The sequence below is a fragment of the Paenibacillus sambharensis genome, assembly GCF_003233845.1.
Classification (GTDB): Bacteria; Bacillota; Bacilli; order Paenibacillales; family Paenibacillaceae; genus Paenibacillus_I; species Paenibacillus_I sambharensis.
Map to the genome: position 1 here is coordinate 42436 of NZ_QKRB01000057.1, position 20408 is coordinate 62843.

The 20408-nt window shown below is 55.6% G+C and carries 21 protein-coding genes; 19 read left to right on the plus strand and 2 right to left on the minus strand.

All coding sequences use genetic code 11. The features are described 5' to 3' along the window. Window positions 1-2 precede the first annotated feature (2 nt). Window positions 3-1244 carry a nucleotidyltransferase gene (locus tag DNH61_RS21820; RefSeq protein WP_111148955.1) on the minus strand — a complete coding sequence of 414 codons (1242 nt, stop codon included), beginning with the start codon at window positions 1242-1244 and terminating at the stop codon, window positions 3-5. 216 nt (window positions 1245-1460) lie between these two features. On the opposite strand from DNH61_RS21820, the gene DNH61_RS21825 reads away from it, so the two are divergent. From DNH61_RS21825 to trmD, 18 genes are all read left to right on the plus strand, one after another. Continuing rightward, window positions 1461-1967 (plus strand): YceD family protein, encoded by a 507-nt coding sequence (locus DNH61_RS21825; RefSeq protein ID WP_245948292.1) that lies wholly within the window; start codon window positions 1461-1463, stop codon window positions 1965-1967. 64 nt (window positions 1968-2031) lie between these two features. After that, window positions 2032-2205: a 50S ribosomal protein L32 gene (gene rpmF, locus DNH61_RS21830; protein ID WP_111148956.1), complete on the plus strand. Its 174-nt coding sequence runs from the start codon at window positions 2032-2034 to the stop codon at window positions 2203-2205. A 232-nt stretch (window positions 2206-2437) separates the two neighbouring features. After that, window positions 2438-3028 carry a transcription factor FapR gene (fapR, locus tag DNH61_RS21835; protein ID WP_181438847.1) on the plus strand — a complete coding sequence of 197 codons (591 nt, stop codon included), beginning with the start codon at window positions 2438-2440 and terminating at the stop codon, window positions 3026-3028. Continuing rightward, the gene (plsX, locus tag DNH61_RS21840) at window positions 3012-4001 is read left to right on the plus strand and encodes a phosphate acyltransferase PlsX (protein ID WP_111148958.1); all 990 of its coding nucleotides are present in this window, start codon (window positions 3012-3014) and stop codon (window positions 3999-4001) included. Before fapR ends, plsX begins: the two co-directional genes overlap by 17 nt. Before the next feature lie 13 nt (window positions 4002-4014). Continuing rightward, window positions 4015-5001, plus strand: coding sequence for a beta-ketoacyl-ACP synthase III (locus DNH61_RS21845; protein ID WP_111148959.1), 987 nt, complete (start codon window positions 4015-4017; stop codon window positions 4999-5001). 18 nt (window positions 5002-5019) lie between these two features. Continuing rightward, complete coding sequence (fabD, locus tag DNH61_RS21850; RefSeq protein WP_111148960.1) at window positions 5020-5952, plus strand: ACP S-malonyltransferase; 933 nt, start codon at window positions 5020-5022, stop codon at window positions 5950-5952. 38 nt (window positions 5953-5990) lie between these two features. Then, window positions 5991-6743: a 3-oxoacyl-[acyl-carrier-protein] reductase gene (fabG, locus tag DNH61_RS21855; RefSeq protein ID WP_111148961.1), complete on the plus strand. Its 753-nt coding sequence runs from the start codon at window positions 5991-5993 to the stop codon at window positions 6741-6743. A gap of 70 nt (window positions 6744-6813) precedes the next feature. Next, window positions 6814-7047 (plus strand): acyl carrier protein, encoded by a 234-nt coding sequence (acpP, locus tag DNH61_RS21860; protein ID WP_111148962.1) that lies wholly within the window; start codon window positions 6814-6816, stop codon window positions 7045-7047. Window positions 7048-7264: 217 nt separating this feature from the next. Continuing rightward, entirely contained in the window at window positions 7265-8503 is a 1239-nt protein-coding gene (gene fabF / locus DNH61_RS21865; protein ID WP_111148963.1) for a beta-ketoacyl-ACP synthase II, read from the plus strand. After that, on the plus strand, window positions 8493-9203 hold the full coding sequence (rnc, locus tag DNH61_RS21870) for a ribonuclease III (RefSeq protein ID WP_111148964.1): 711 nt from the start codon (window positions 8493-8495) through the stop codon (window positions 9201-9203). Before fabF ends, rnc begins: the two co-directional genes overlap by 11 nt. Before the next feature lie 157 nt (window positions 9204-9360). Further along, window positions 9361-12939, plus strand: a complete 3579-nt coding sequence (gene smc / locus DNH61_RS21875) for a chromosome segregation protein SMC (protein ID WP_111148965.1) — start codon at window positions 9361-9363, stop codon at window positions 12937-12939. 110 nt (window positions 12940-13049) lie between these two features. Then, on the plus strand, window positions 13050-14051 hold the full coding sequence (gene ftsY, locus DNH61_RS21880) for a signal recognition particle-docking protein FtsY (RefSeq protein ID WP_111148966.1): 1002 nt from the start codon (window positions 13050-13052) through the stop codon (window positions 14049-14051). 291 nt (window positions 14052-14342) lie between these two features. Continuing rightward, entirely contained in the window at window positions 14343-14705 is a 363-nt protein-coding gene (locus DNH61_RS21885) for a putative DNA-binding protein (protein ID WP_111148967.1), read from the plus strand. A gap of 21 nt (window positions 14706-14726) precedes the next feature. After that, window positions 14727-16103, plus strand: a complete 1377-nt coding sequence (gene ffh / locus DNH61_RS21890) for a signal recognition particle protein (RefSeq protein WP_111148968.1) — start codon at window positions 14727-14729, stop codon at window positions 16101-16103. A gap of 64 nt (window positions 16104-16167) precedes the next feature. Then, entirely contained in the window at window positions 16168-16440 is a 273-nt protein-coding gene (rpsP, locus tag DNH61_RS21895; protein WP_111148969.1) for a 30S ribosomal protein S16, read from the plus strand. A gap of 74 nt (window positions 16441-16514) precedes the next feature. Continuing rightward, window positions 16515-16745, plus strand: coding sequence for a KH domain-containing protein (locus tag DNH61_RS21900; RefSeq protein WP_111148970.1), 231 nt, complete (start codon window positions 16515-16517; stop codon window positions 16743-16745). A 93-nt stretch (window positions 16746-16838) separates the two neighbouring features. Further along, on the plus strand, window positions 16839-17354 hold the full coding sequence (gene rimM / locus DNH61_RS21905; protein ID WP_111148971.1) for a ribosome maturation factor RimM: 516 nt from the start codon (window positions 16839-16841) through the stop codon (window positions 17352-17354). Then, a complete protein-coding gene (trmD, locus tag DNH61_RS21910; RefSeq protein WP_111148972.1) occupies window positions 17354-18142 on the plus strand; it encodes a tRNA (guanosine(37)-N1)-methyltransferase TrmD in 789 nt (262 codons plus the stop codon). Before rimM ends, trmD begins: the two co-directional genes overlap by 1 nt. A 58-nt stretch (window positions 18143-18200) precedes the next feature. On the opposite strand, the gene DNH61_RS21915 is transcribed toward trmD, so the two are convergent. After that, window positions 18201-19649, minus strand: a complete 1449-nt coding sequence (locus DNH61_RS21915; protein WP_111148973.1) for a CAP-associated domain-containing protein — start codon at window positions 19647-19649, stop codon at window positions 18201-18203. A gap of 296 nt (window positions 19650-19945) precedes the next feature. On the opposite strand from DNH61_RS21915, the gene rplS reads away from it, so the two are divergent. Next, complete coding sequence (gene rplS / locus DNH61_RS21920) at window positions 19946-20287, plus strand: 50S ribosomal protein L19 (protein ID WP_111148974.1); 342 nt, start codon at window positions 19946-19948, stop codon at window positions 20285-20287. The last annotated feature ends 121 nt before the right edge of the window (window positions 20288-20408 follow it).

The following is a 20408-nucleotide window of genomic DNA, read 5'->3' on the forward strand; positions in this document are numbered from 1 at the left end:
ATTTAAACAATAATCGGAGCGTCAAAATAATCACGGAACAGGTCGGGCGGAGCCGCATTGCCGAAAGCAAGGGCATAGACCGCACCCGCTCTCGTATCCAGATCAAGCATGCGGAAGGCAGCCGGAGGCCGTGCTGCACTGTGGAGCACTGGTATGGAGGCTGTACTTCTCATTCGCTTGAGCAGGGCTCTGCCTTTGTCCGTAAATCCCAGCACCCGGATATATTCAATGCCAGAGGCCAGGCTGTCTGCTGTGAAGTCCTGCTTCCTGTGGCCGAGCAGAATGGCGAGCAGGGCCCGCTGGAGCCGCGTTCTCGTATACCGTCTGGTTTTGAGCGCTTCCATTAACGGTTCAAACCCGAGCGAGGGAAGATTAGGGATGGCCTGCTTGATACGGTATTCCAGCCCTTCATTCACCTCCCGGCAAGCGGCCAGCTCGTCCGTGCTGCTGCGGACGATTTCATGCAGCAGCCTGGGAAGAAAGCCGTTCCAATCAAGCGGCGCCCGAAGCGCTTCCCATTCCTGCTTCAGCAGGCGCAGCGAAGCGGGCGGGATGTAAGCGGCGATCGCTTCAGGGCTCCGCCGTTCGGTCAGCAGCTTGCGCAGAGCGGTGGCGCTTGCAATGGCGTTATCCGATATGCTCTGTTCATGGTAGCCTGCCTTCTCTCTCTTGACTGTATAGGGAACGATTGGGCTTCTGAGCTTTTCCAGTGCGATCAAGTAGTGCAGGCCAAGTGTGTTGTTCGGCTCCTGCAGCGGAAAGTCTGCAGCCTGGCTCTGGCCAAGACCTGACAGGTAGGAACGGACGGCGGAGCTGTAGGCTGCCGGATAGTTGCTGCCCGATTGCAGAGCAGCGGCGAGGAGAGCGCGGAAATCCTCCGGCTCGGCGGCGAGCATGCCGGCAATGCCGCGCAGCGTGTCGATATCCCCCGTCTCGCTGCCGAAGCAGAGGGTATCTACGATACCGGTCGCATGGAGGAGGGAGACGGCGCCGTGCGCGAACCATTGGGCCGCATTAGTGGCATAGGCGACAGGAAGCTCAATGACCAGATCGCAGCCGCAGCGCAGAGCGGTTTCGGCACGTGCCCACTTGCTCAGCATAGCAGGCTCCCCGCGCTGCAGGAACGGTCCGCTCATGACGGCTACGACAGCTTCCGCGCCTGTTAGCCGCACGGACTGCTGCAGATGATATAGATGGCCGTTGTGAAAAGGATTGTATTCCACAATCACGCCGACGGTGCGCATAACGATCCCTCCATCATTCATACTCTTGCATTTTGCAGGCTGCTGATGCTATCCTACCAGAACCGCGTTCACCGCATTCGGCTGATGCCGGCGGACCCGCGATTGATCTGATGACTGTTCATCTGCCCATACAAAGAATATATCACGCTCTGAAATTGTTGACAAAACCTGTGCCTGGTCGATATAATAATCTTTGTTTGTTTGGAGTGATGACGCGTGAATATTCATATGCAGGAAACGTTAAGGGGGAAAACCCATACGTTCGACACCGAGCTTGACGTTTCGTCACTGGTGGACGGAAGACCCGATGTAATCCGGAGCAGTCCTTTGAAGGTGCGCCTGGAAGCCCGTGCGGAGAGCAAAGCCGTTCAGGTGGACGGCGGACTGGACATTGATCTTGAGATGTCCTGTTCCCGATGCCTTAAACCGACAGCTGCCCATGTTGCGGTACCGTTCCATGAACAGTTCAAACCGGCCTCCTCTGTTACGACAGCTGAAGTCGAGGAAGACGAGGTTATCCCGGTTGACGGAGAGTGGCTCAATCTTCAGCCTTATGTTGAACAAGCGCTGCTGCTTGAACTGCCTTTTGCCCCGCTGTGCAGCGAAGACTGCAAGGGGTTGTGTGCTAAGTGCGGGTCCGATCTCAATGAAGGGGAGTGCGGCTGCTCCCGTGAAGTGATCGATCCAAGGCTTGCAGGGCTCAAGGATTTCTTTAAATCGTAAGCTGTTGATGAATAGAGCAAGTGGCAGGACACGCTCCTGCTAGTCTTTGAAGGAGGTGGGAAACATGGCAGTACCACAAAGAAGAACATCCAAAACTCGCCGCGACAAACGTCGTACGCACTTCAAGCTGGCGGTTCCAGGCATGGTTAAATGCGAGCAGTGCGGAGAGTTGAAGCTGGCTCATCGCGTTTGTAAGGTTTGCGGACATTACAAGGCAAGAGAGATCATTAAGCAATAGTTTCGACAAGAGAGTAGTACTTCATCTTTGGATGAGGTGCTATTTTTTTGCTTCCAGGCTTGTTAGTGTAAAAACCTGGGGCAAAAGGGACTTGCTTTTCCATTGCTTCCCCGCTTATTATTCTTTATACTGGATTAGTACCAGGTGATAATAGCAGCTGCCGATATTTTGTCATGATTATACATATTGCTGCTTAATAATAATACAGAGGGCGGTGCGGACCATGGAGCGTCTGCCAAAACGGCAGCGGCACCAGCAGCTGTCCCGACTGGTCGAGGAAAATCCGTTTATGACAGACCGGGAGCTGACCCGGCTGCTGAAGGTAAGCATTCAGACGATCCGTCTGGACCGGATGGAGCTTGGCATTCCGGAGCTGCGCGAACGTCTGAAGCTGATGGCTGAACGTTCTTATGATGCGGTGCGTTCACTCCCCCTCCATGAGGTGATCGGCGACATTGTCGACCTGCAGCTGGATAAGAGCGGCATATCGATCTTCGAAATCCGTGAAGAGCATGTGTTTTCCCGGACAGGCATTGCCCGCGGCCATCATGTCTTCGCCCAGGCGAACTCGCTTGCGGTAGCCGTCATTAATGATGAGATCGCCCTGACGGCAACGGCCGATATCCGGTTTGTCCGCCAGGTGAAGCTCGGTGAGAAATGTATTGCCAAGGCTTATGTGAGATCAGGCGGCAGAAGCAAGGCGAAGGTGGAGGTGTTCACCTACGTGGGAGAGGAAATGGTGTTTCAAGGGCACTTTATCATCTACCGTTCTGCAGGGGAGCAGGTCATCGAAGGAGGAGACGAACGTGCGGATCGCAATTGACGCTATGGGAGGCGATCACGCACCGGCTGAAATCGTCAAGGGTGCGGTTCAGGCGGCGGCGGAATGGAAGGATACCGTGATCGTGCTGGTCGGACACCGGGAGCGGCTAGAGCCTCATCTGGACGGCCAGATGGACGCTAATCTTGAAATCCGGCATGCCTCCGAGCAGATTGGACCGGATGAGGAGCCAGTGCGTGCGGTAAGACGGAAGAAGGATTCCTCGATGGTCGTTGCCGGTAAAATGGTGCGCGAAGGGGAAGCGGATGCGATGATATCCGCTGGAAATACGGGCGCGCTGATGACAACGGGACTGCTGGTTGTCGGAAGGATCGAGGGCATTGAGCGGCCTGGGCTGGCGCCTATGCTGCCGACTGCTGACAACCAGGGCATGCTAGCGCTTGACCTGGGCGCCAATATGGATGCGAAGCCGGAGCATCTGCTCCAGTATGCCCTGATGGGCAGTATTTACCGCTCAAGCGTTCACGGCATTGCGAAGCCGCGGGTCGGCTTGCTCAATGTCGGCACCGAGGCCGCGAAGGGCAATGAATTGACCAAGGCGGCCTATGAGCTGCTCGAGCAGGCCCCGATACATTTTGTCGGCAATGTCGAATCCCGGGATGTGCTCCAGCGCGCCTGTGATGTGCTGGTATGTGACGGCTTTGCCGGCAACATTCTGCTTAAAGCAATGGAGGGCACGGCCAGCATGGTTATGGGGGCGCTTAAGGAAGAATTCACACGGAACTGGCGCACCAAGCTGGCGGCCGCCATAATGATGCCGGGACTGCGCGGGCTGCGCGCCAAAATGGATTATAAGGAGCATGGCGGCGCTCCGCTACTTGGCGTGAACGGTCTGGTGATCAAGGGGCACGGCTCCTCCGACGCCAGAGCGGTCAAAAATGCAGTCAGACAAGCCAGAATTGCGCTGCAGGGTCAGTTGATCCGTTCGATTAAGGCTGAAATCAGCGGGAAATGAGAGGTTGCTTCTGATGAGTTTACGAGCAGTTGGCATACTTGGAACCGGTAAATATGTGCCGGAGAAAATTTTAACGAACCATGATCTGGAACAAATGGTGGAAACGAATGATGAGTGGATTGTGACCCGTACAGGCATACGGGAGCGCCGAATCGCTTCACCGGAGGAGGCGACCTCTGATCTGGCCCTGAAGGCATCGGAGGAAGCGCTTCGCAGCGCCGGGGTTGCAGCGGAGGATCTGGATCTTATTATTGTGGCGACTGTAACGCCAGATAAGTTCTTTCCTTCCACCGCCTGCCTGCTGCAGGACCGGCTGGGGGCCCGCAAGGCGGCCGCTTATGACTTATCGGCAGCGTGCTCGGGCTTCATTTACGGGCTGGCCAATGCCTCCAGCATGATAGCCGGCGGGATGTATAAGCATGTCCTCGTTGTGGGCGCCGAGTGCTTGTCACGTATAACGGACTACACGGACCGCAATACCTGCATCCTGTTCGGGGACGGCGCAGGTGCTGTCGTGCTGGGTCCGGTGGCTGAGGGACGCGGCTTCCGGTCCTTCGAGCTTGGCGCAGACGGCAGCGGCGGGGAGCTTCTGAAGATTGACGGCGGAGGCTCGCGTATTCCTTCGGATAAGGACAGCGTGGCACAGAACAGGCATTATATTCAGATGGCCGGCAGCGAGGTGTTCAAGTTTGCGGTGCGGATCATGGGCAATGCAGCTGAAGAGGCGCTCCGCAAGGCGGGCATCGCCAAGTCGGACATCGATCTCTTGGTGCCGCATCAGGCGAATATTAGAATTATTCAATCATCCCTTAACCGGCTTGAGCTGGCTGAAGATAAATGCATGATCAACCTGGACAAGTACGGCAATGTTTCCGCGGCGTCCATTCCGATTGCGCTGGCTGAAGCGGTGGAGCAGGGGAAGGTTTCGGATGGCGATTGCATCGTGCTGGTAGGCTTCGGGGGCGGACTGACCTGGGGCGCAACCGTGCTGATATGGTAGTGCAGGAGGTTATGGTTAATGGGTAAAACAGCATTCGTATTCCCCGGCCAAGGGGCGCAATCGGTCGGGATGGGTAAAGATGTCTATGAAGCATCCGAAGCTGGACGTTCGTTGTTCCGGCGGGCGGATGAAGCGCTGGGATTCAAGCTGTCCGATATTATATTTGACGGGCCTGAAGCGGAGCTGAAGCAGACGGCCAACACGCAGCCGGCGCTGCTGACGGTAAGTCTGGCACTGCTGGAGCTTATTAAAGAACGGGTTAGGCCGGATTATGTTGCCGGGCACAGCCTGGGCGAATACAGCGCGCTCGCAGCTGCTGGCGTTCTCTCATTTGAAGATGCCGTCCGCATTGTGCGTGCCAGAGGCGAATTTATGGAATCGGCTGTACCAGGGGGACAGGGAGCGATGGCTGCCGTTCTGGGTGCGGATCGTGAGCAGCTCGCCGCGCTCTGCCAAGCGGTGTCGGGTGAAGCGGGTGCTGTGGAGCTGGCAAATGTCAACTGTCCGGGACAAATTGTCGTTTCCGGCACGGCAGCCGGCGTAGCGGCCATTGTTGAGCGTGGTAAGGAAGCCGGGGCCAAGCGGGTGATTCCGCTTGAAGTGAGTGGTCCGTTTCACTCTTCGCTCATGAAGCCTGCAGCTGATCAGCTGCAGCAGGTGCTGGAACAGGCTGATCTGAAGGACAGCACGGTACCCGTTGTAGCTAACGTTACGGCAAGACCGGTGCAGTCAGCTTCAGACATTCGGGGCCTGCTGACCGAGCAGGTCGTGTCGCCGGTGCTGTGGGAGGATACAATCGTTTGGCTGATTGAGCAGGGTGTGGATGAATTCGTTGAGATTGGTCCTGGAACCGTACTCGCCGGTCTCATTAAGAAGACGGACAAATCGGTGCGCGTGCGTTCGGTGAACAGTCTTACGGCTGCAGCTCAGCTGCTGGATGAGCTTGGCTAGAGCCAGACGAACCAGCTTCAATTGAAGGAGGACAATCCATGTTTGCAGGTCTTGAAGGCAAGAAGGCGCTGGTTACTGGCGCATCCAGAGGAATCGGCAGAGCAATCGCCGTGGCGCTGGCAGAAGCGGGTGCGGACGTAGCTGTTAATTATGCAGGCAGTGAAGGTGCCGCCGCCGAGACGGCTGCCGCCGTGGAAGCGCTTGGACGCCGTGCGCTGCTGATCAAGGGTGATGTGGGAAAGGCCGATGCCTTCGAGAGCATGGTTAAGGAAGTGCTGGAGGCTTTCGGTTCCCTGGACATACTGGTGAATAATGCCGGCATCACCCGGGACAATTTAATCATGCGCATGAAGGAAGAAGAATTTGACCAGGTCATTGAGACGAATCTCAAAGGCGTGTTTAATGGCATCAAGGCCGTTACACGCCCGATGATGAAGCAGCGCTCAGGCCGGATTATCAATATTTCGTCCGTAGTAGGGGCGGTTGGTAATCCTGGACAAGCTAACTATGTGGCGGCGAAAGCCGGCGTCATTGGCCTTACCAAGGCGAGTGCACGGGAGCTGGCATCACGGGGAATCACCGTAAACTGTGTGGCCCCGGGCTTTATCGCAACGGATATGACAGACAAGCTGTCTGCCGAAACCCGCGACCAGCTCAGCGGTCAAATTCCGCTTGCCCGCCTGGGCCAGCCTGAGGATATTGCCAGTGCCGTACGCTTCCTCGCATCGGATGCAGCTGCCTATATGACTGGGCAGACAATCCATGTGGACGGCGGCATGTATATGGGCTAAAGGCGCCTTCCAGGCCCCTATGGCAATTTGTCCAACATTCTCGTATAATACCAAGGAGGAGGTGAACCGGATGTCCGACGTATTGGAACGCGTAAAACGCATCGTCGTTGACCGCCTCGGCGTAGACGAAGCCGAAGTAACGCTCGAAGCCAATTTTAAAGACGACCTCGGCGCGGATTCTCTCGATGTCGTGGAGCTTGTTATGGAATTGGAAGACGAGTTCGATATGGAGATCTCTGATGAAGACGCAGAGAAGATCACCACGGTGGGAGAAGTAGTCAATTACATACAATCTCATACGTAATGTACGAAAGTCCCGTTTAGCAGACGGGACTTCTCTCCATATCAGGGCGTGGGCAAGGGATGCAGCGGGATGGAATCTGTATCCATTCACTTAGGAACAGCGCTTAGGTAAGGCTGTTCTTTCATTATGAAGAGATCATCATTGTAATAGATTGATACTATAAATGAATCGGCAGTTGAGGCTTTAACTTGAATGGCTGTCGTTAGAGGTGATAGATATGAAGCAAAGAGTCGTAGTCACCGGCATGGGAGTCATGACCTCGCTCGGATCCGACCTGGAGACATTCTGGGGGAACCTGATGGCAGGAAAGTCCGGCGTTTCACTGATTGAAGCCTTTGATGTATCGGAGTATCCGACGCGGATTGCCGCGGAAATCAAAGATTTCAATCCTGAGTTGTATGCAGATAAGAAGGAAGCGCGGCGCATGGACCGTTTCGTGCAGTTCGCCGTTGCGGCCAGCACGCTTGCCGTTAAGGACTCCGGTATTGACATCGGCGGCGATGTTGATCCTGAACGTATCGGCGTTATGGTCGGTTCCGGTATCGGCGGGCTTGGTACATGGGAGGATCAGCATAAGATTCTGCTTGAGAAGGGTCCCAAGCGCGTCAGCCCGTTCTTCATTCCGATGATGATTGCCAATATGGCTTCCGGCCAGATTTCCATGACGACGGGTGCCAAGGGCCCGAACAGCACGGCGGTAACCGCTTGTGCAACCGGCACGCACTCCATCGGCGATTCGTTCAAGCTGATTCAGCGCGGTGATGCGGATATGATGATTTGCGGCGGTGCTGAAGCGACGATTCGTCCAACAGGCATGGCGGGCTTCTGCTCAATGAGGGCGATGTCCACCCGCAATGATGAGCCCGAGAAAGCAAGCCGGCCGTTTGACACGGACAGGGACGGCTTTGTGATGGGTGAAGGAGCCGGTATTCTTATATTGGAATCCTATGAGCATGCAATCAAGCGCGGTGCCCGCATTTATGCTGAAGTTATCGGTTACGGCATGAGCGGCGACGCGTATCATATGACAGAGCCAGATCCGGAAGGGGCAGCCCGCTGCATGACAAGGGCGATCCGCGATGCCGGCATCAGCCCTGAAGAAGTGGATTACATTAATGCGCATGGCACGTCTACCCCTGTTGGTGACCGGTCGGAGACATTGGCCGTCAAGAAAGCGTTCGGAGATCATGCGTACAAGCTTGCCGTCAGCTCAACCAAATCGATGACCGGTCATCTTCTCGGCGCCGCAGGCGGCGTGGAAGCGGTTATTGTAGGTCTGACGCTGCAGAATGGCGTTATCGCGCCAACGATCAACCTGGAGAACCAGGATCCGGAATGCGATCTGGATTATGTGCCCAACAAGCCTCGTGAGGCGAATGTCCGGACAGCGGTTTCGAATTCCTTCGGTTTTGGAGGCCATAATGCCACGATCGTCATGAGGAAATATGAAGCATGACCGGTTTGACGAGCTGCAGCAGCGGCTCGGTATACGTTTCCGCCGGACTAAGCTATTAAGGCAGGCTTTCACGCATACGTCTTATGTAAATGAGCATAAGGGCGGAAACACGCAGGATAATGAACGGCTGGAGTTTTTGGGTGATGCGGTGCTGCAGCTGCTGGTGTCGGAGTTCCTCTATACGACGCACCCGCAGCGGCCCGAAGGCGAATTGACGCGCATGCGTGCCTCCATCGTATGTGAACCGTCATTCGCCCGCTTCGCCGAAACGCTGGAGCTTGGCCGGTATGTTCTCCTTGGAAGAGGAGAGGAGCAGCTTGGCGGCCGGCAGCGGCCGGCTCTGCTGGCTGACTTATTCGAATCATTCGTGGGTGCACTTTATCTGGATCAGGGATTAATTGCGGTCAGGGACTTTCTGGAAGCCAGCATCTTTCCGCTTATTGATGCGGAGGATCACTTGCCGGTAAAGGATTTCAAGTCGAAGCTTCAGGAGCGTGCCCAGCATCGTTCTCTTGGTCAGATTGAATATGTTATTGAGGAAGAACGAGGCCCTGCGCATGACAGGGAATTTGTAATCCGCGTACTGATCGGCGGCGAGTCCTGGGGCCAAGGGACAGGACGCACGAAGAAGGAAGCAGAGCAGCGGGCTGCGGCCGAGGCATGGCGCCAGCTTTCAGCAGAAGATAAGAGCGATAAGTAACCCCGGCATCGGTGGTCAAGATCCATTAGTGAAACCGCAATGGATCTTGACCAGGCTTGCCGGTTTTTTTATGCGCTTGAGATGCCTCCCGAAATTTTCCGCTGATGTCGAATGGTTGCGGGTATGGTACAATAACGCTAGAGGTGAAGGTATAACTATGTTTCTGAAGCGAGTCGAATTAGCCGGGTTCAAATCGTTCGCAGACCGGACGGAATTGGAATTCGTGCGGGGCATCACAGCCGTGGTTGGACCGAACGGCAGCGGCAAGAGCAATATATCGGACAGCATCCGCTGGGTCCTTGGCGAACAGAGCGCCAAGAGCTTGCGCGGAGGGAATATGCAGGATATTATCTTTGCCGGCAGTGATGCCCGCAAGGCTGTCAACTATGGGGAAGTCTCGTTGACGCTTGATAATTCCAGCGGCTCTCTTCCTCTTGAATACGACGAGGTAACGGTAACCCGCCGTGTCCACCGCAGCGGCGAGAGCGAATATTTAATTAACAAGCAGTCTTGCCGTCTCAAGGATATTACGGAGCTGTTCATGGATACCGGTATCGGCAAGGAAGCGTATTCGATTATCGGCCAGGGCCGGATCGAGGAAATTTTAAGCACGCGCTCAGAGGACCGCCGTGGGATTTTTGAAGAGGCCTCGGGCATTGTCAAATATAAATCACGTAAACGGGAAGCACAGCGGAAGCTTGATGATACCGAGCAGAACCTGCTGCGGATCAATGACCTGGTGACTGAGCTTGAGGATCAGGTGGAGCCGCTGCGTCTGCAGTCGGAGAAGGCGATTCACTACAAGGCGCTGCGCGAGCAGCTGAAGACGAAAGAAATTTCGATGTATGTGCATCAGATTGAGCAGGTGCACAGCAGCTGGAAGGAAGCGACAGCGAAGCTTGAGAAGCTGCAGAATGAGCAGCTGGAGCTGTCCGCCGTCGTCAGCAAGCATGATGCGCACCTGGAGAAGGACCGCCTGCAGCTGCGGGATATCGAGGAAGCGCTGGAGCGTCTGCATGAGGATATGCTGCGTTACAGCGAAGAGTACGAGAAGTGCGAGGGCCAAGGCGAGGTGCTGAAGGAGCGTACGCGCAATCTGGAGCAGAACCGCCGCCAGCTTGAAGAGTCCATAGCCGCTCAGTCGGAACGAATTACGGCATTAACGAAGGAAGAGACGGATTTCCGCGCGAAGGCAGCCGGGCTTGAACAAGAGCTGCAGACCCTGCGCCGGCGTCTCGATGAGGAAGAATCAACGCTGATTGGCGTGGCCGGCGGTATGGGTAGCGACGCGGAGGAGAAGCTGAAAGGTGAGCTGCTGGATGTGCTGAGCGGCATGGCTTCCACGCGCAACGAAATCCGGTATGCCGATCAGCAGAAGGAGACGCTGCAGAAGCGGATTGAACGGCTTGGGGAAGAAGAGGCCAAATGGCAGGAGCAGCTGGGCGCGCTTGAAGGCAAGCGTGAGGAGCTGCAGAGCCGTCTGGACAGTACGGCTGCCGAGCTGTCCGCACTGAGGGACCGCTACATAAAGGAAGGGGACCGGCTCAAGAGCTCTCAGCAGCTGCTTGAGGAGGCTCAGATGGCGGTGCGCAAGTGGGAGCAAAAGCTGGACGCGCTTACCTCACGCCGCGATACGATGAAAGAAATGCAAAATGATCTGGACGGCTTCATGCATGGTGTCCGGGAAGTACTGAAGGCTTCGCGCCGCAGCGGGGGCGGAGTGGACGGGGTGCACGGAGCAGTTGCCGAATTGATCCGCGTTCCCGAGAAGCTGGAGACAGCGGTTGAGACCGCGCTCGGCGGAGCGCTGCAGCATGTCGTTATGGAGGACGAGCGCTCTGCACGGGCGGCGATTGCTTTCCTGAAGCAGCGCCAGCTGGGCCGGGCGACCTTCCTCCCTCTGGATGTTATTAAGGGCAGGAGTGTTCCGGAGCAGGAGCGGCGGCTTGTCGCTTCAGTGGAAGGCTTCGTCGGCGTAGCAGCCGACCTGGTTGGATCGGAGCCGGCATACAGCTCTATTGTGGCAAATCTGCTCGGAAATGTACTGATTGCAGAGACGCTTGAGCAGGCTAACCGGATTGCGGCCAAATGTCAATACCGGTTCCGGGTTGTGACGCTTGATGGCGACGTGGTCAACGCCGGCGGCTCGATGACAGGCGGCAGCCTGCAGAAGAAGGGCGCCAACCTGCTCGGCCGGCAGCGGCAGATCGAGCAGCTGGATGAGGACATTAAGCAGTCCGGGGGGCAGCTGGATAAGCTGCGGGATAAGGTATCGGACCTGCGTAAGGAGCTGTCCATCCTGGGGCAGACAATTGAGGAACTGCGGGACCAAGGCGATAAGCGCAGGCTGGAGGAGCAGCAGCTTCGTTCCGAACTGCAGCAGGTGGAGCAGGAAGCCCGCCATCTTCGGGAGCAGCATCAGCTGTCTCATGAGGACCGCAGCAGCCAGATCACCGAATCAACCAGCCTGGACAAGCTGAAGGCCGATGCCGAGGAGAGGCTGGCTCAGCTGACAGCCGAGGAAGCCCGGCTGCAGCAGGCGATCAAGGCGGCAGAGGACCGGCGCAAAGCCAGTGAATCGGCTAAGGAAGAGCTGCAGACGCATCTGACCGATCTCAAAATCCAGGTCGCCAAGACCGATCAGGAGAAGCTGTCCTTCGAGGATCAGGCTGTCCGCATCCGCTCGGATATCAACCGGGCGAAGCAGGAGCTGTCCACACTGCGCAGCCTGGCTGTTCAGCAGGAGGAAGAGCAGCGCAAGCTGGATGCCGAGAAGATCCGGCAGACGGAGGAGCTGAACCACTACCGGCTCAAGAAGCAGGAATGTGCAGAGCAGACCGACTTCAAACGCGCAGAGCGTGCCGAGAAGCTGCGTCAGCTCGAGGACGGCGAGAGCGAGACGAAGGAGCAGCGGGCGCAGCTTCGTCAGGTGGAGGATGGCATCCGCCAGACAGAGATTGCTGCTAACAGGCTCGATGTTGAGCTAGATAATGTGCTCCGCAAGCTGAGCGAAGAATATGAGCTCAGCTTCGAGCTTGCCAAGGAGCGTTATCCGGTGCCGGAGGATGTGCAGGGAACGCAAAATCAGGTTCGCGACCTCAAGCGCCAAATTACGATGCTTGGCGATGTGAATTTGGGAGCCATTGAGGAATATGATCGCGTACGCGAGCGTTATGAGTTCCTGGATGCGCAGAAGAATGATCTCATCGAAGCCAAGACCACGCTGTACCAGGTTATCCGTGAGATGGACGAGGAGATGGGCAAGCGGTTCCGTACGACCTTTGATGCCATCCGCAGCCACTTCGGCTTGGCGTTCACGAAGCTGTTTGGCGGCGGCCGTGCCGATCTGGTCATGGTTGATCCTGACCGGGTACTGGAGACGGGTATCGATATCGTAGCCCAGCCGCCCGGCAAGAAGCTGCAAAATCTTCAGCTGCTCTCCGGCGGTGAACGCGCGCTGACAGCGATGGCGCTGCTGTTCGCGATTTTACAGGTGAAGCCGGTGCCGTTCTGTGTGCTTGACGAGGTCGAGGCGGCGCTTGATGAAGCGAATGTAGCCAGGTTTGCCCAGTATTTGCGCGAGTTCTCGGAACAGACGCAGTTTATTGTCGTTACCCACCGTAAGGGCACAATGGAGGAAGCCGACGTGCTGTACGGGGTGACGATGGAGGAAGGCGGCGTGTCCAAGCTGGTGTCGGTGCGGCTTGAGGATGACGAGGCGGCAGTCTCCGCCTGATGAAAGTTATTCGGCTGTATCTGATGAAGCAGGCTATACGCACTAGACACTAGACCAGGCGATGAAGAGGCCGGTGCGCTTATATACAAGGAAGGCAGGCGATTAGAGAGATGAGTTTCTTTAAGCGGTTGAAGGAAAGTATTTCGAGCAAGACCGAAGCGGTCACCAATAAATTTAAGGAAGGCCTTGAGAAAACGAGAACCGCCCTGGTTGAGAGGGTGGAGGAGCTGGTTATCCGCCGCAAGAAAATCGACGAGGCATTCTACGAAGAGCTTGAGGAAATCCTGATCGGCGCGGATGTAGGCGTTAATACGGTCATGGACTTGATTGATGAGCTGCGCGTCGAGGTGAAGAAGCGGAAAATCGAGGATGCGGCCGAGCTGCAGCCCGTATTGTCCGAGAAGCTTGTCGGCTTGCTGCGCGGTGAAGAGAATCCTAAGCTGAATATGGCGCCCGAAGGCAGCATTACCGTGCTGCTGTTCGTCGGTGTGAACGGCGTCGGCAAGACGACGACGATCGGGAAGCTGGCCCACCGCTTCAAGAGCCAGGGCAAGCGCGTGCTGATGGCCGCAGGCGATACCTTCCGTGCGGGAGCTATTGAACAGCTGGAGGTATGGGGTGAGCGTGTCGGGGTTGACGTGATCAAGCAGCAGGCAGGCTCTGACCCGGCAGCGGTTATGTACGATGCGGTTCAGGCTGCCAAGCAGCGGGGCGTCGATGTGCTGCTCTGCGATACGGCAGGACGGCTGCAGAACAAGACGAACCTCATGGAAGAACTGAACAAGATCTTCCGTGTTATTCAGCGGGAAATCCCTAATGCGCCTCATGAAGTGCTGCTCGTGCTGGATGCGACAACTGGACAGAATGCGCTCAGCCAGGCGAAGCTGTTTGGCGAGAAGAGCGGTGTTACCGGTCTGGTGCTGACCAAGCTTGACGGTACGGCAAAAGGCGGTATCGTCGTAGCGATCCGTAATGAGCTTAACCTGCCTGTAAAATTCGTAGGTCTCGGCGAGAAGATGGACGACCTCCAGGAATTTGATTCCGAGCAGTTTGTCCATGCGCTGTTTGCAGGCCTGATCGCCAAGGAAGAGAAGCAGACCGAGGAGGTCTGAGGCCAGGGCGACTTGATCGGCAGCCTGCCGGTGAAGTAAACAATACCAGGCCATGTTGGGCCGTTTCCGCTATTAAGGAAGCGGCCTTTTCCTTACCGTCACCTGCGCACAGCCCGAGAGCAGAATACCCGCTGCATTTCTTGTTCTCAGGGCTCCAGTGGTCTTTCCGGTAGGCTCCAGTTGGCTGACAAGTTAAAAGACTTGACACGTTGCTGCAGGTTGGGATATGATAAGAAACGTTGCAAAGCTGTAAAGGTTTTTTCCTTGACGGAAGGAGGGCGGACGGTGGCTATGAGCGAACCGGGTGCCCTGGAGAAAACAACCCGGATTAATCTGTTGTTTGACTTCTATGAATCGCTGCTGACTGACAAGCAGCGCACATTCCTAAAATATTATTTCCACGATGATTACTCGCTTGGCGAGATTGCCGCGGAATTTGAAATCAGCCGGCAGGCTATTTATGAACACATTAAGCGGGCCCAAGCGGTCCTTGAAACGTATGAACAGAAGCTGGGCCTGGTGGCGCGGCATGAGAAGCTCATACTGCTGATTGACCGGCTTGACGAAGCGCTTGAAGCTGGGCAGGACGAGGCGGCGCTCTCAGAGCTGCGCGGCATTGCTAGAGGGCTGCGGCATGCGGTAGAGATCGAATAGTTGCAAGAGGAGGTGAGGTTCATGGCTGCTTTTGAAGGATTGACAAGCAGGCTGCAGAACGTGTTCGGCAAGCTGAGAGGCAAGGGCAAGGTGTCCGAAGATGATGTCAACGAGGCGATGCGCGAGGTTCGGCTGGCGCTGCTGGAAGCCGACGTTAACTTTAAAGTTGTCAAGGATTTCATCGCCAAGGTGAAGGAACGGGCAATCGGCCAGGAGGTCATGAAGAGCTTTACGCCCGGCATGGTTGTCGTCGACATCGTTAACAAGGAAATGACCGAGCTGATGGGCGGTACACAGAGCAAGCTCGCCAAGGCGAGCAAGCCGCCGACCGTCATTATGATGGCGGGTCTGCAGGGTGCGGGTAAGACAACGACCTCAGGCAAGCTGGCGAGACTGCTGCAGAAGAGCAATCACAAACCGCTGCTGGTAGCGGGCGACATCTACCGTCCTGCTGCGATCAAGCAGCTGCAGGTGCTCGGCGAGCAGATCAAAGTGCCTGTCTTCTCGCTGGGTGACAAGACAAGCCCGGTTGAGATCGCACGTCAGGCCATGCAGCAGGCGAAGGAAAACGGCAACGATTATGTGATCATCGATACAGCGGGCCGCCTGCATATCGATGAGGCGCTGATGGAAGAGCTGAAGCAGATTCACGAAGTAACGAAGCCGGATGAAGTGCTGCTGGTCGTCGATGCGATGACAGGTCAGGATGCTGTTAATGTGGCGCAGAGCTTCCACGAGCAGCTGGAGCTGACAGGCGTTGTTCTGACCAAGCTTGACGGCGACACCAGAGGCGGTGCGGCCCTGTCGGTTAAAGCGGTAACCGGACGCCCGATCAAGTTCGCGGCTATGGGCGAGAAGATTGATGCACTTGAGCCGTTTCACCCGGACCGGATGGCGTCACGTATTCTCGGAATGGGGGATATGCTCTCACTCATCGAGAAAGCCCAGTCCGGCATTGACGCGGACAAAGCCGCCGAGATGGAACGGAAGATGCGCAATGCAGAGTTTACGTTCGAGGACTTCCTTGATCAGATGGCTCAAGTGCGCAAGCTCGGACCGCTTGACCAAATCTTCGACATGCTTCCTGGCATGGGCAAGATGAAGGGCATGAAGGATATCAAGGTTGATGAGAAGCAGGTCAACCGGGTTGAGGCGATCGTCAGGTCCATGACGATTGAAGAGAAACAGAAGCCCGAGCTGCTTAACCACAGCCGGCGCAAACGGATTGCAGCGGGCAGCGGCACTTCGATTGCCGAGGTTAACCGCCTAATCAAGCAGTTTGATGAAATGCGCAAGATGATGAAGCAGTTCTCGTCGATGATGGGACCGAAGGGACCCAAGGGCGGCATGAAGGGCCTGAAGGGAATGCTCGGCAAAGGAAAGTTTCCTTTCGGCTGATCGGCTGACTTGATTGCGATACCGGGCAAAGGGCCCGCAATTTTTTGAAGGAGGTGAATCAACAATGGCAGTACGTATTCGTCTGAAACGTATGGGTGCGCACAAAGCGCCTTTCTATCGTGTAGTAGTATCCGATTCCCGTTCGCCACGCGACGGTCGTTTTATTGAAGAAATCGGTACTTACAACCCGGTTGCACAACCGGCTCAAGTAAGCATCGATGAGGAGAAAGCTCTGAAATGGCTGCAAACGGGTGCTCAGGCATCTGACACCGTTCGTAACCTGCTCAGCAAACAGGGCATTCTGACTAAGTTCCATGAGCTGAAACAACAGAAATAATAGCCACAGGCATGCTCAGCGGCATCCGCATTTTGCGGAGGCCGTTTTGACATCCTGCTGCGGAGGGCCTTGTGATGAAAGAATTGATTCTTGTCATAGCTAGGGCTTTAGTAGATCATCCGGAAGATGTCCGCGTTGACATCCGGGAAGATGATCGCGGAACCGTATACTCGCTTTCGGTCCATCCCGAGGATGTCGGGAAGGTAATCGGCAAGCAGGGACGTATTGCCAAAGCGCTTCGGACTGTGGTGACATCTGCGGCTGTCAAGGACAGGCGGCGTATTATTGTTGATATTGTCTCATGAATAGCAGTGGGCAGGGGTTAGGATGAATGTCCTAACCCTTTTTCGTCGCATAGTAAGGGTAAGCGTTCATTCGAGCAGCAAGGAGGATCAGGGATGGCAAACAAATGGTTTACTGTCGGCAAGCTTGTAAACACACACGGAATTAAGGGCGAGGTTAAAATCTATCCATCCACGGACTTCCCGGATGTCCGCTTCGCTCCCGGAAGTCAGCTGAGCCTTCACGATGCCAGCGGCACGATTGTGCCAGTGGAAGTGGAAGCAGCCCGTGAGCATAAAGGCATGTTTATTGTCCGGCTGAAGGGCTTTGACAATATCAACGAGGTAGAGAAGTATAAAGGCTGGGCGGTTAAGGTATCGGATGAAGAGCTGGTTGATCTGGAAGAAGGAGAGTATTACTACTACGAGATCGTAGGCTGCAGAGTAGTAACAGACGAGGGCGAAGAGCTCGGAACAATATCGGAAATCCTTAGCCCGGGAGCCAATGATGTGTGGGTTGTGGAGCGCCCGAAGAGCAAGCCGGTGCTGCTGCCGGTCATTGATGATGTGATCCGCAGCGTGGATGTAAAGGAGAAGCTCGTAACCGTCCACCTGATGGAAGGGCTGATCTGATGAAGATTGATGTGCTGACCCTTTTCCCGGAGATGTTTAACGGCGTATTTGGCACAAGCATCCTCGGCAAGGCACAAGAGAAAGGTATTGTTGAGCTGGCGGCCATTAATTTTCGGGCATATGCCAATAACAAGCACAATACGGTGGATGATTATCCTTACGGCGGCGGAGGCGGTATGGTGCTCAAGCCGGAGCCGATGTTTGCCGCTGTGGAGGATCTGGTGAAGGATGCGGGTGAGAAGCCGAGGATCGTTCTGATGTGTCCGCAGGGAGAGCGCTTTACGCAGCGCAAAGCGGAGGAGCTGTCTTCAGCAGAGCATCTGATATTCGTGTGCGGCCACTATGAGGGCTATGATGAACGGATTCGTGAGCATCTTGTAACGGATGAGCTGTCAATCGGCGATTATGTGCTGACTGGCGGGGAGCTGCCTGCCATGGTTGTCATTGATGCAGTAGTCCGGCTCCTTCCAGGTGTGCTCGGCAATGAAACCTCTGCGGTTACCGACTCGTTCAGCACAGGTCTGCTGGAATACCCGCATTACACGCGGCCGGCTTCCTTCAGAGGAATGGATGTTCCGGAAGTGCTGATCTCGGGCCATCACGGCCGAATAGACGCCTGGCGCAGGGAGCAGTCTCTGTTAAGAACCCTGCAGCGGCGTCCAGACCTGCTGGAGCAGGCGGAGCTAAGCGCGAAGGAACGCAGCTGGCTGGAGGAGCAGCGGAGGCTGAGTGAACAGGAACGGAAAGAACAGTGCGGACCAGCTGCGGATGACGGCGGAACGACGTAACAAAAAGAGCCTTGTCCGAGGGACAACGCTCTTTTTGGGCTTTTAGCAGGCTTGTATGCTATGGAGTAAAGAAGTTCTGGGTATAATAGAGCTTATAAGAACCGCCGGCATAGATGCCGACGCCAAGCCGGGCCAGTCGCTCATTCATCAGGTTGGTACGGTGACCCTGCGAGTTCATCCATCCGATATGGACGTGAAACGCATTCGCATGACCGGCCGCGATGTTCTCAGCTGCCATGCGATAGGAGATGCCTTCCTGACTCATGCGGTCAAACGGGCTTTCATCCTGAAGGTTCGTATGGCTGAAGTAGCCGTTAACCGCCATATCCTTGCTGTGCTTGCGTGAGCTGGCAGCGGCCTGTTCATCCCAAGTGAACGGCTGAAGGCCGCGTCTGGTACGCTCAGCATTGGCCAGGTCGAACACTTGGCGCTCCATGGCTGCAGTCCGGTCTGCGCTTACAGTCTGATTGGTACCGGCAAGCTGGGTGCCTTCCGCCAGAACCAGGATGGCAGCAAGCTTGTTGCCGTCCAGTTTGTCGCGGTACAGCTGGTAGCTGTTCGACCGGGAAGTGAAGCTGTAATAATCTTCACCCTTCAGAACACTTGTGGCGCCATGCTTAGAACGGAATACCTCAAGCGCTTGCTCGGCATCCATGCCGACTTGGATTGCGTTGACATTGCTCCAGCTCTTAGCATTTGAGAACAGAGCGACCACCTTACCGGATTGTATACCAACCATAGCAAAGGAAGAGTAGTCCTTATTATATACATACCACTGCATCCCGTTATCTGCCGTGTCCTTGCGGTTTGGCTCTCCGAGCCGTGAGATTACGGATGCTGCCGTGTCGCCGATTGCGGTGCCGCGCAGCGAAAGTACGGTTTGCGTGTCCGTTTGCTTCGCTGCCGGGAGAACCGGCGATGAGCCGAGTTCCGGCTTGTACTGTTTCTGGTTATAGATGAACGTCAGTGCTTCCGCTCTGGTCATTGTATCGGCTGCCTTGAAGCCGGCAACGGTTGGTGCGGTCTTGCCGTTAGACAGTCCTTCATCAAGCAGCCACTGGACCGCTGCATTAACGGATAGTGAACGGCCATTGACCGCCGCCAGCAGGACAGCCGCTTCACCGCGCCTGAACGGTGATGCGCCGGTCGGCCAGTTCAGCTCCTCGGCCTTGTCGTATGCCGGATCGTACCACTTGTCCTGGGGGCCTGCCTGGCGGAGCTTAAGCTCCGGATAAGCGCGCATCAGCATCACGATAAAATCGCTCTCTTGAACTGTGCGGTTAGGCCGGAAGGTCCCATCTTCATAACCTGCTGCAATCTTGCTGCGTGCAGCCCAGTCTATAACAGATGCAGCCCAGTGGCCGTTCGTGTCCTTAAAGGATGACGCCGCGGCAGCATGGACGCCTATGGTTTGCTGGCTTGGAATGACAGAACCTGCTAGCAGAGTGATTAGTACTGCCATGAAGGCGACTCTGATGATCAGGGAATGAGGTTGTTTGTGCAGCATGCTGTATTCTCCTTTCCTTTCCCGGAATAAGATTTATGTTAACGTATCGGCCTAGCGTCTGTCATTCGTTTTTGGGAATCGCTGGTTCTGAAACTTTTCTCATTAATACCAGCAGGGTAAAAATGCAGCGGCAGTGCCGGCTCGTAATAATAATAGTTGTGTTTTAATCTAGCGTATGGTAAAATTTCAAATGTTGTTTGTAATAGTCGGGCGGTCCGCTGTCGGCCAGGACTCGGTTTCCCAGGGAAGCCGGAGAGCTTATAAGAACGCCTGTTGTGGAAGGAGGGAACATGAATATGAATATCGTACAAGCGATTACGCAAGAGCAGCTCCGTAAAGACATCCCAAGCTTTCGTCCAGGCGATACGCTGAAGGTATATGTTAAAGTTATTGAGGGTACCCGTGAGCGGGTCCAGCTCTTCGAAGGCGTCGTGATCAAGCGTCGCGGCGGCGGAATCAGCGAGACGTTTACAGTGCGCAAAATCTCCTACGGAGTAGGCGTAGAAAGAACGTTCCCGGTGCATTCTCCGAAACTCGACAAGATTGAAGTAGCTCGCCGTGGTAAAGTGCGCCGCGCGAAACTGTACTACCTTCGCAATCTGCGTGGTAAGGCAGCTAGAATCAAAGAAATTCGTTAATTGTTCTACCAAGGGGGGCTTGCGCATACAAGCCTCCCTTTCTCTTCTTCGAAAACGGGGAGCGGCTTCATAGATTGAAGGCTTCTTGAGATGATAGACTTAATGTGCAGCGGAAGGAAGG

Excerpts from the sequence above, each read along its gene's own strand:
- DNH61_RS21820 (WP_111148955.1), bottom strand. The coding sequence starts at position 1,244 with ATGCGCACCGTCGGCGTGATTGTGGAATACAATCCTTTTCACAACGGC.
- rpmF (WP_111148956.1), top strand. The coding sequence starts at position 2,032 with ATGGCAGTACCACAAAGAAGAACATCCAAAACTCGCCGCGACAAACGT.
- DNH61_RS21845 (WP_111148959.1), top strand. The coding sequence starts at position 4,015 with ATGAGTTTACGAGCAGTTGGCATACTTGGAACCGGTAAATATGTGCCG.
- fabD (WP_111148960.1), top strand. The coding sequence starts at position 5,020 with ATGGGTAAAACAGCATTCGTATTCCCCGGCCAAGGGGCGCAATCGGTC.
- fabG (WP_111148961.1), top strand. The coding sequence starts at position 5,991 with ATGTTTGCAGGTCTTGAAGGCAAGAAGGCGCTGGTTACTGGCGCATCC.
- acpP (WP_111148962.1), top strand. The coding sequence starts at position 6,814 with ATGTCCGACGTATTGGAACGCGTAAAACGCATCGTCGTTGACCGCCTC.
- fabF (WP_111148963.1), top strand. The coding sequence starts at position 7,265 with ATGAAGCAAAGAGTCGTAGTCACCGGCATGGGAGTCATGACCTCGCTC.
- rnc (WP_111148964.1), top strand. The coding sequence starts at position 8,493 with ATGAAGCATGACCGGTTTGACGAGCTGCAGCAGCGGCTCGGTATACGT.
- smc (WP_111148965.1), top strand. The coding sequence starts at position 9,361 with ATGTTTCTGAAGCGAGTCGAATTAGCCGGGTTCAAATCGTTCGCAGAC.
- ftsY (WP_111148966.1), top strand. The coding sequence starts at position 13,050 with ATGAGTTTCTTTAAGCGGTTGAAGGAAAGTATTTCGAGCAAGACCGAA.
- DNH61_RS21885 (WP_111148967.1), top strand. The coding sequence starts at position 14,343 with ATGAGCGAACCGGGTGCCCTGGAGAAAACAACCCGGATTAATCTGTTG.
- ffh (WP_111148968.1), top strand. The coding sequence starts at position 14,727 with ATGGCTGCTTTTGAAGGATTGACAAGCAGGCTGCAGAACGTGTTCGGC.
- rpsP (WP_111148969.1), top strand. The coding sequence starts at position 16,168 with ATGGCAGTACGTATTCGTCTGAAACGTATGGGTGCGCACAAAGCGCCT.
- DNH61_RS21900 (WP_111148970.1), top strand. The coding sequence starts at position 16,515 with ATGAAAGAATTGATTCTTGTCATAGCTAGGGCTTTAGTAGATCATCCG.
- rimM (WP_111148971.1), top strand. The coding sequence starts at position 16,839 with ATGGCAAACAAATGGTTTACTGTCGGCAAGCTTGTAAACACACACGGA.
- trmD (WP_111148972.1), top strand. The coding sequence starts at position 17,354 with ATGAAGATTGATGTGCTGACCCTTTTCCCGGAGATGTTTAACGGCGTA.
- DNH61_RS21915 (WP_111148973.1), bottom strand. The coding sequence starts at position 19,649 with ATGCTGCACAAACAACCTCATTCCCTGATCATCAGAGTCGCCTTCATG.
- rplS (WP_111148974.1), top strand. The coding sequence starts at position 19,946 with ATGAATATCGTACAAGCGATTACGCAAGAGCAGCTCCGTAAAGACATC.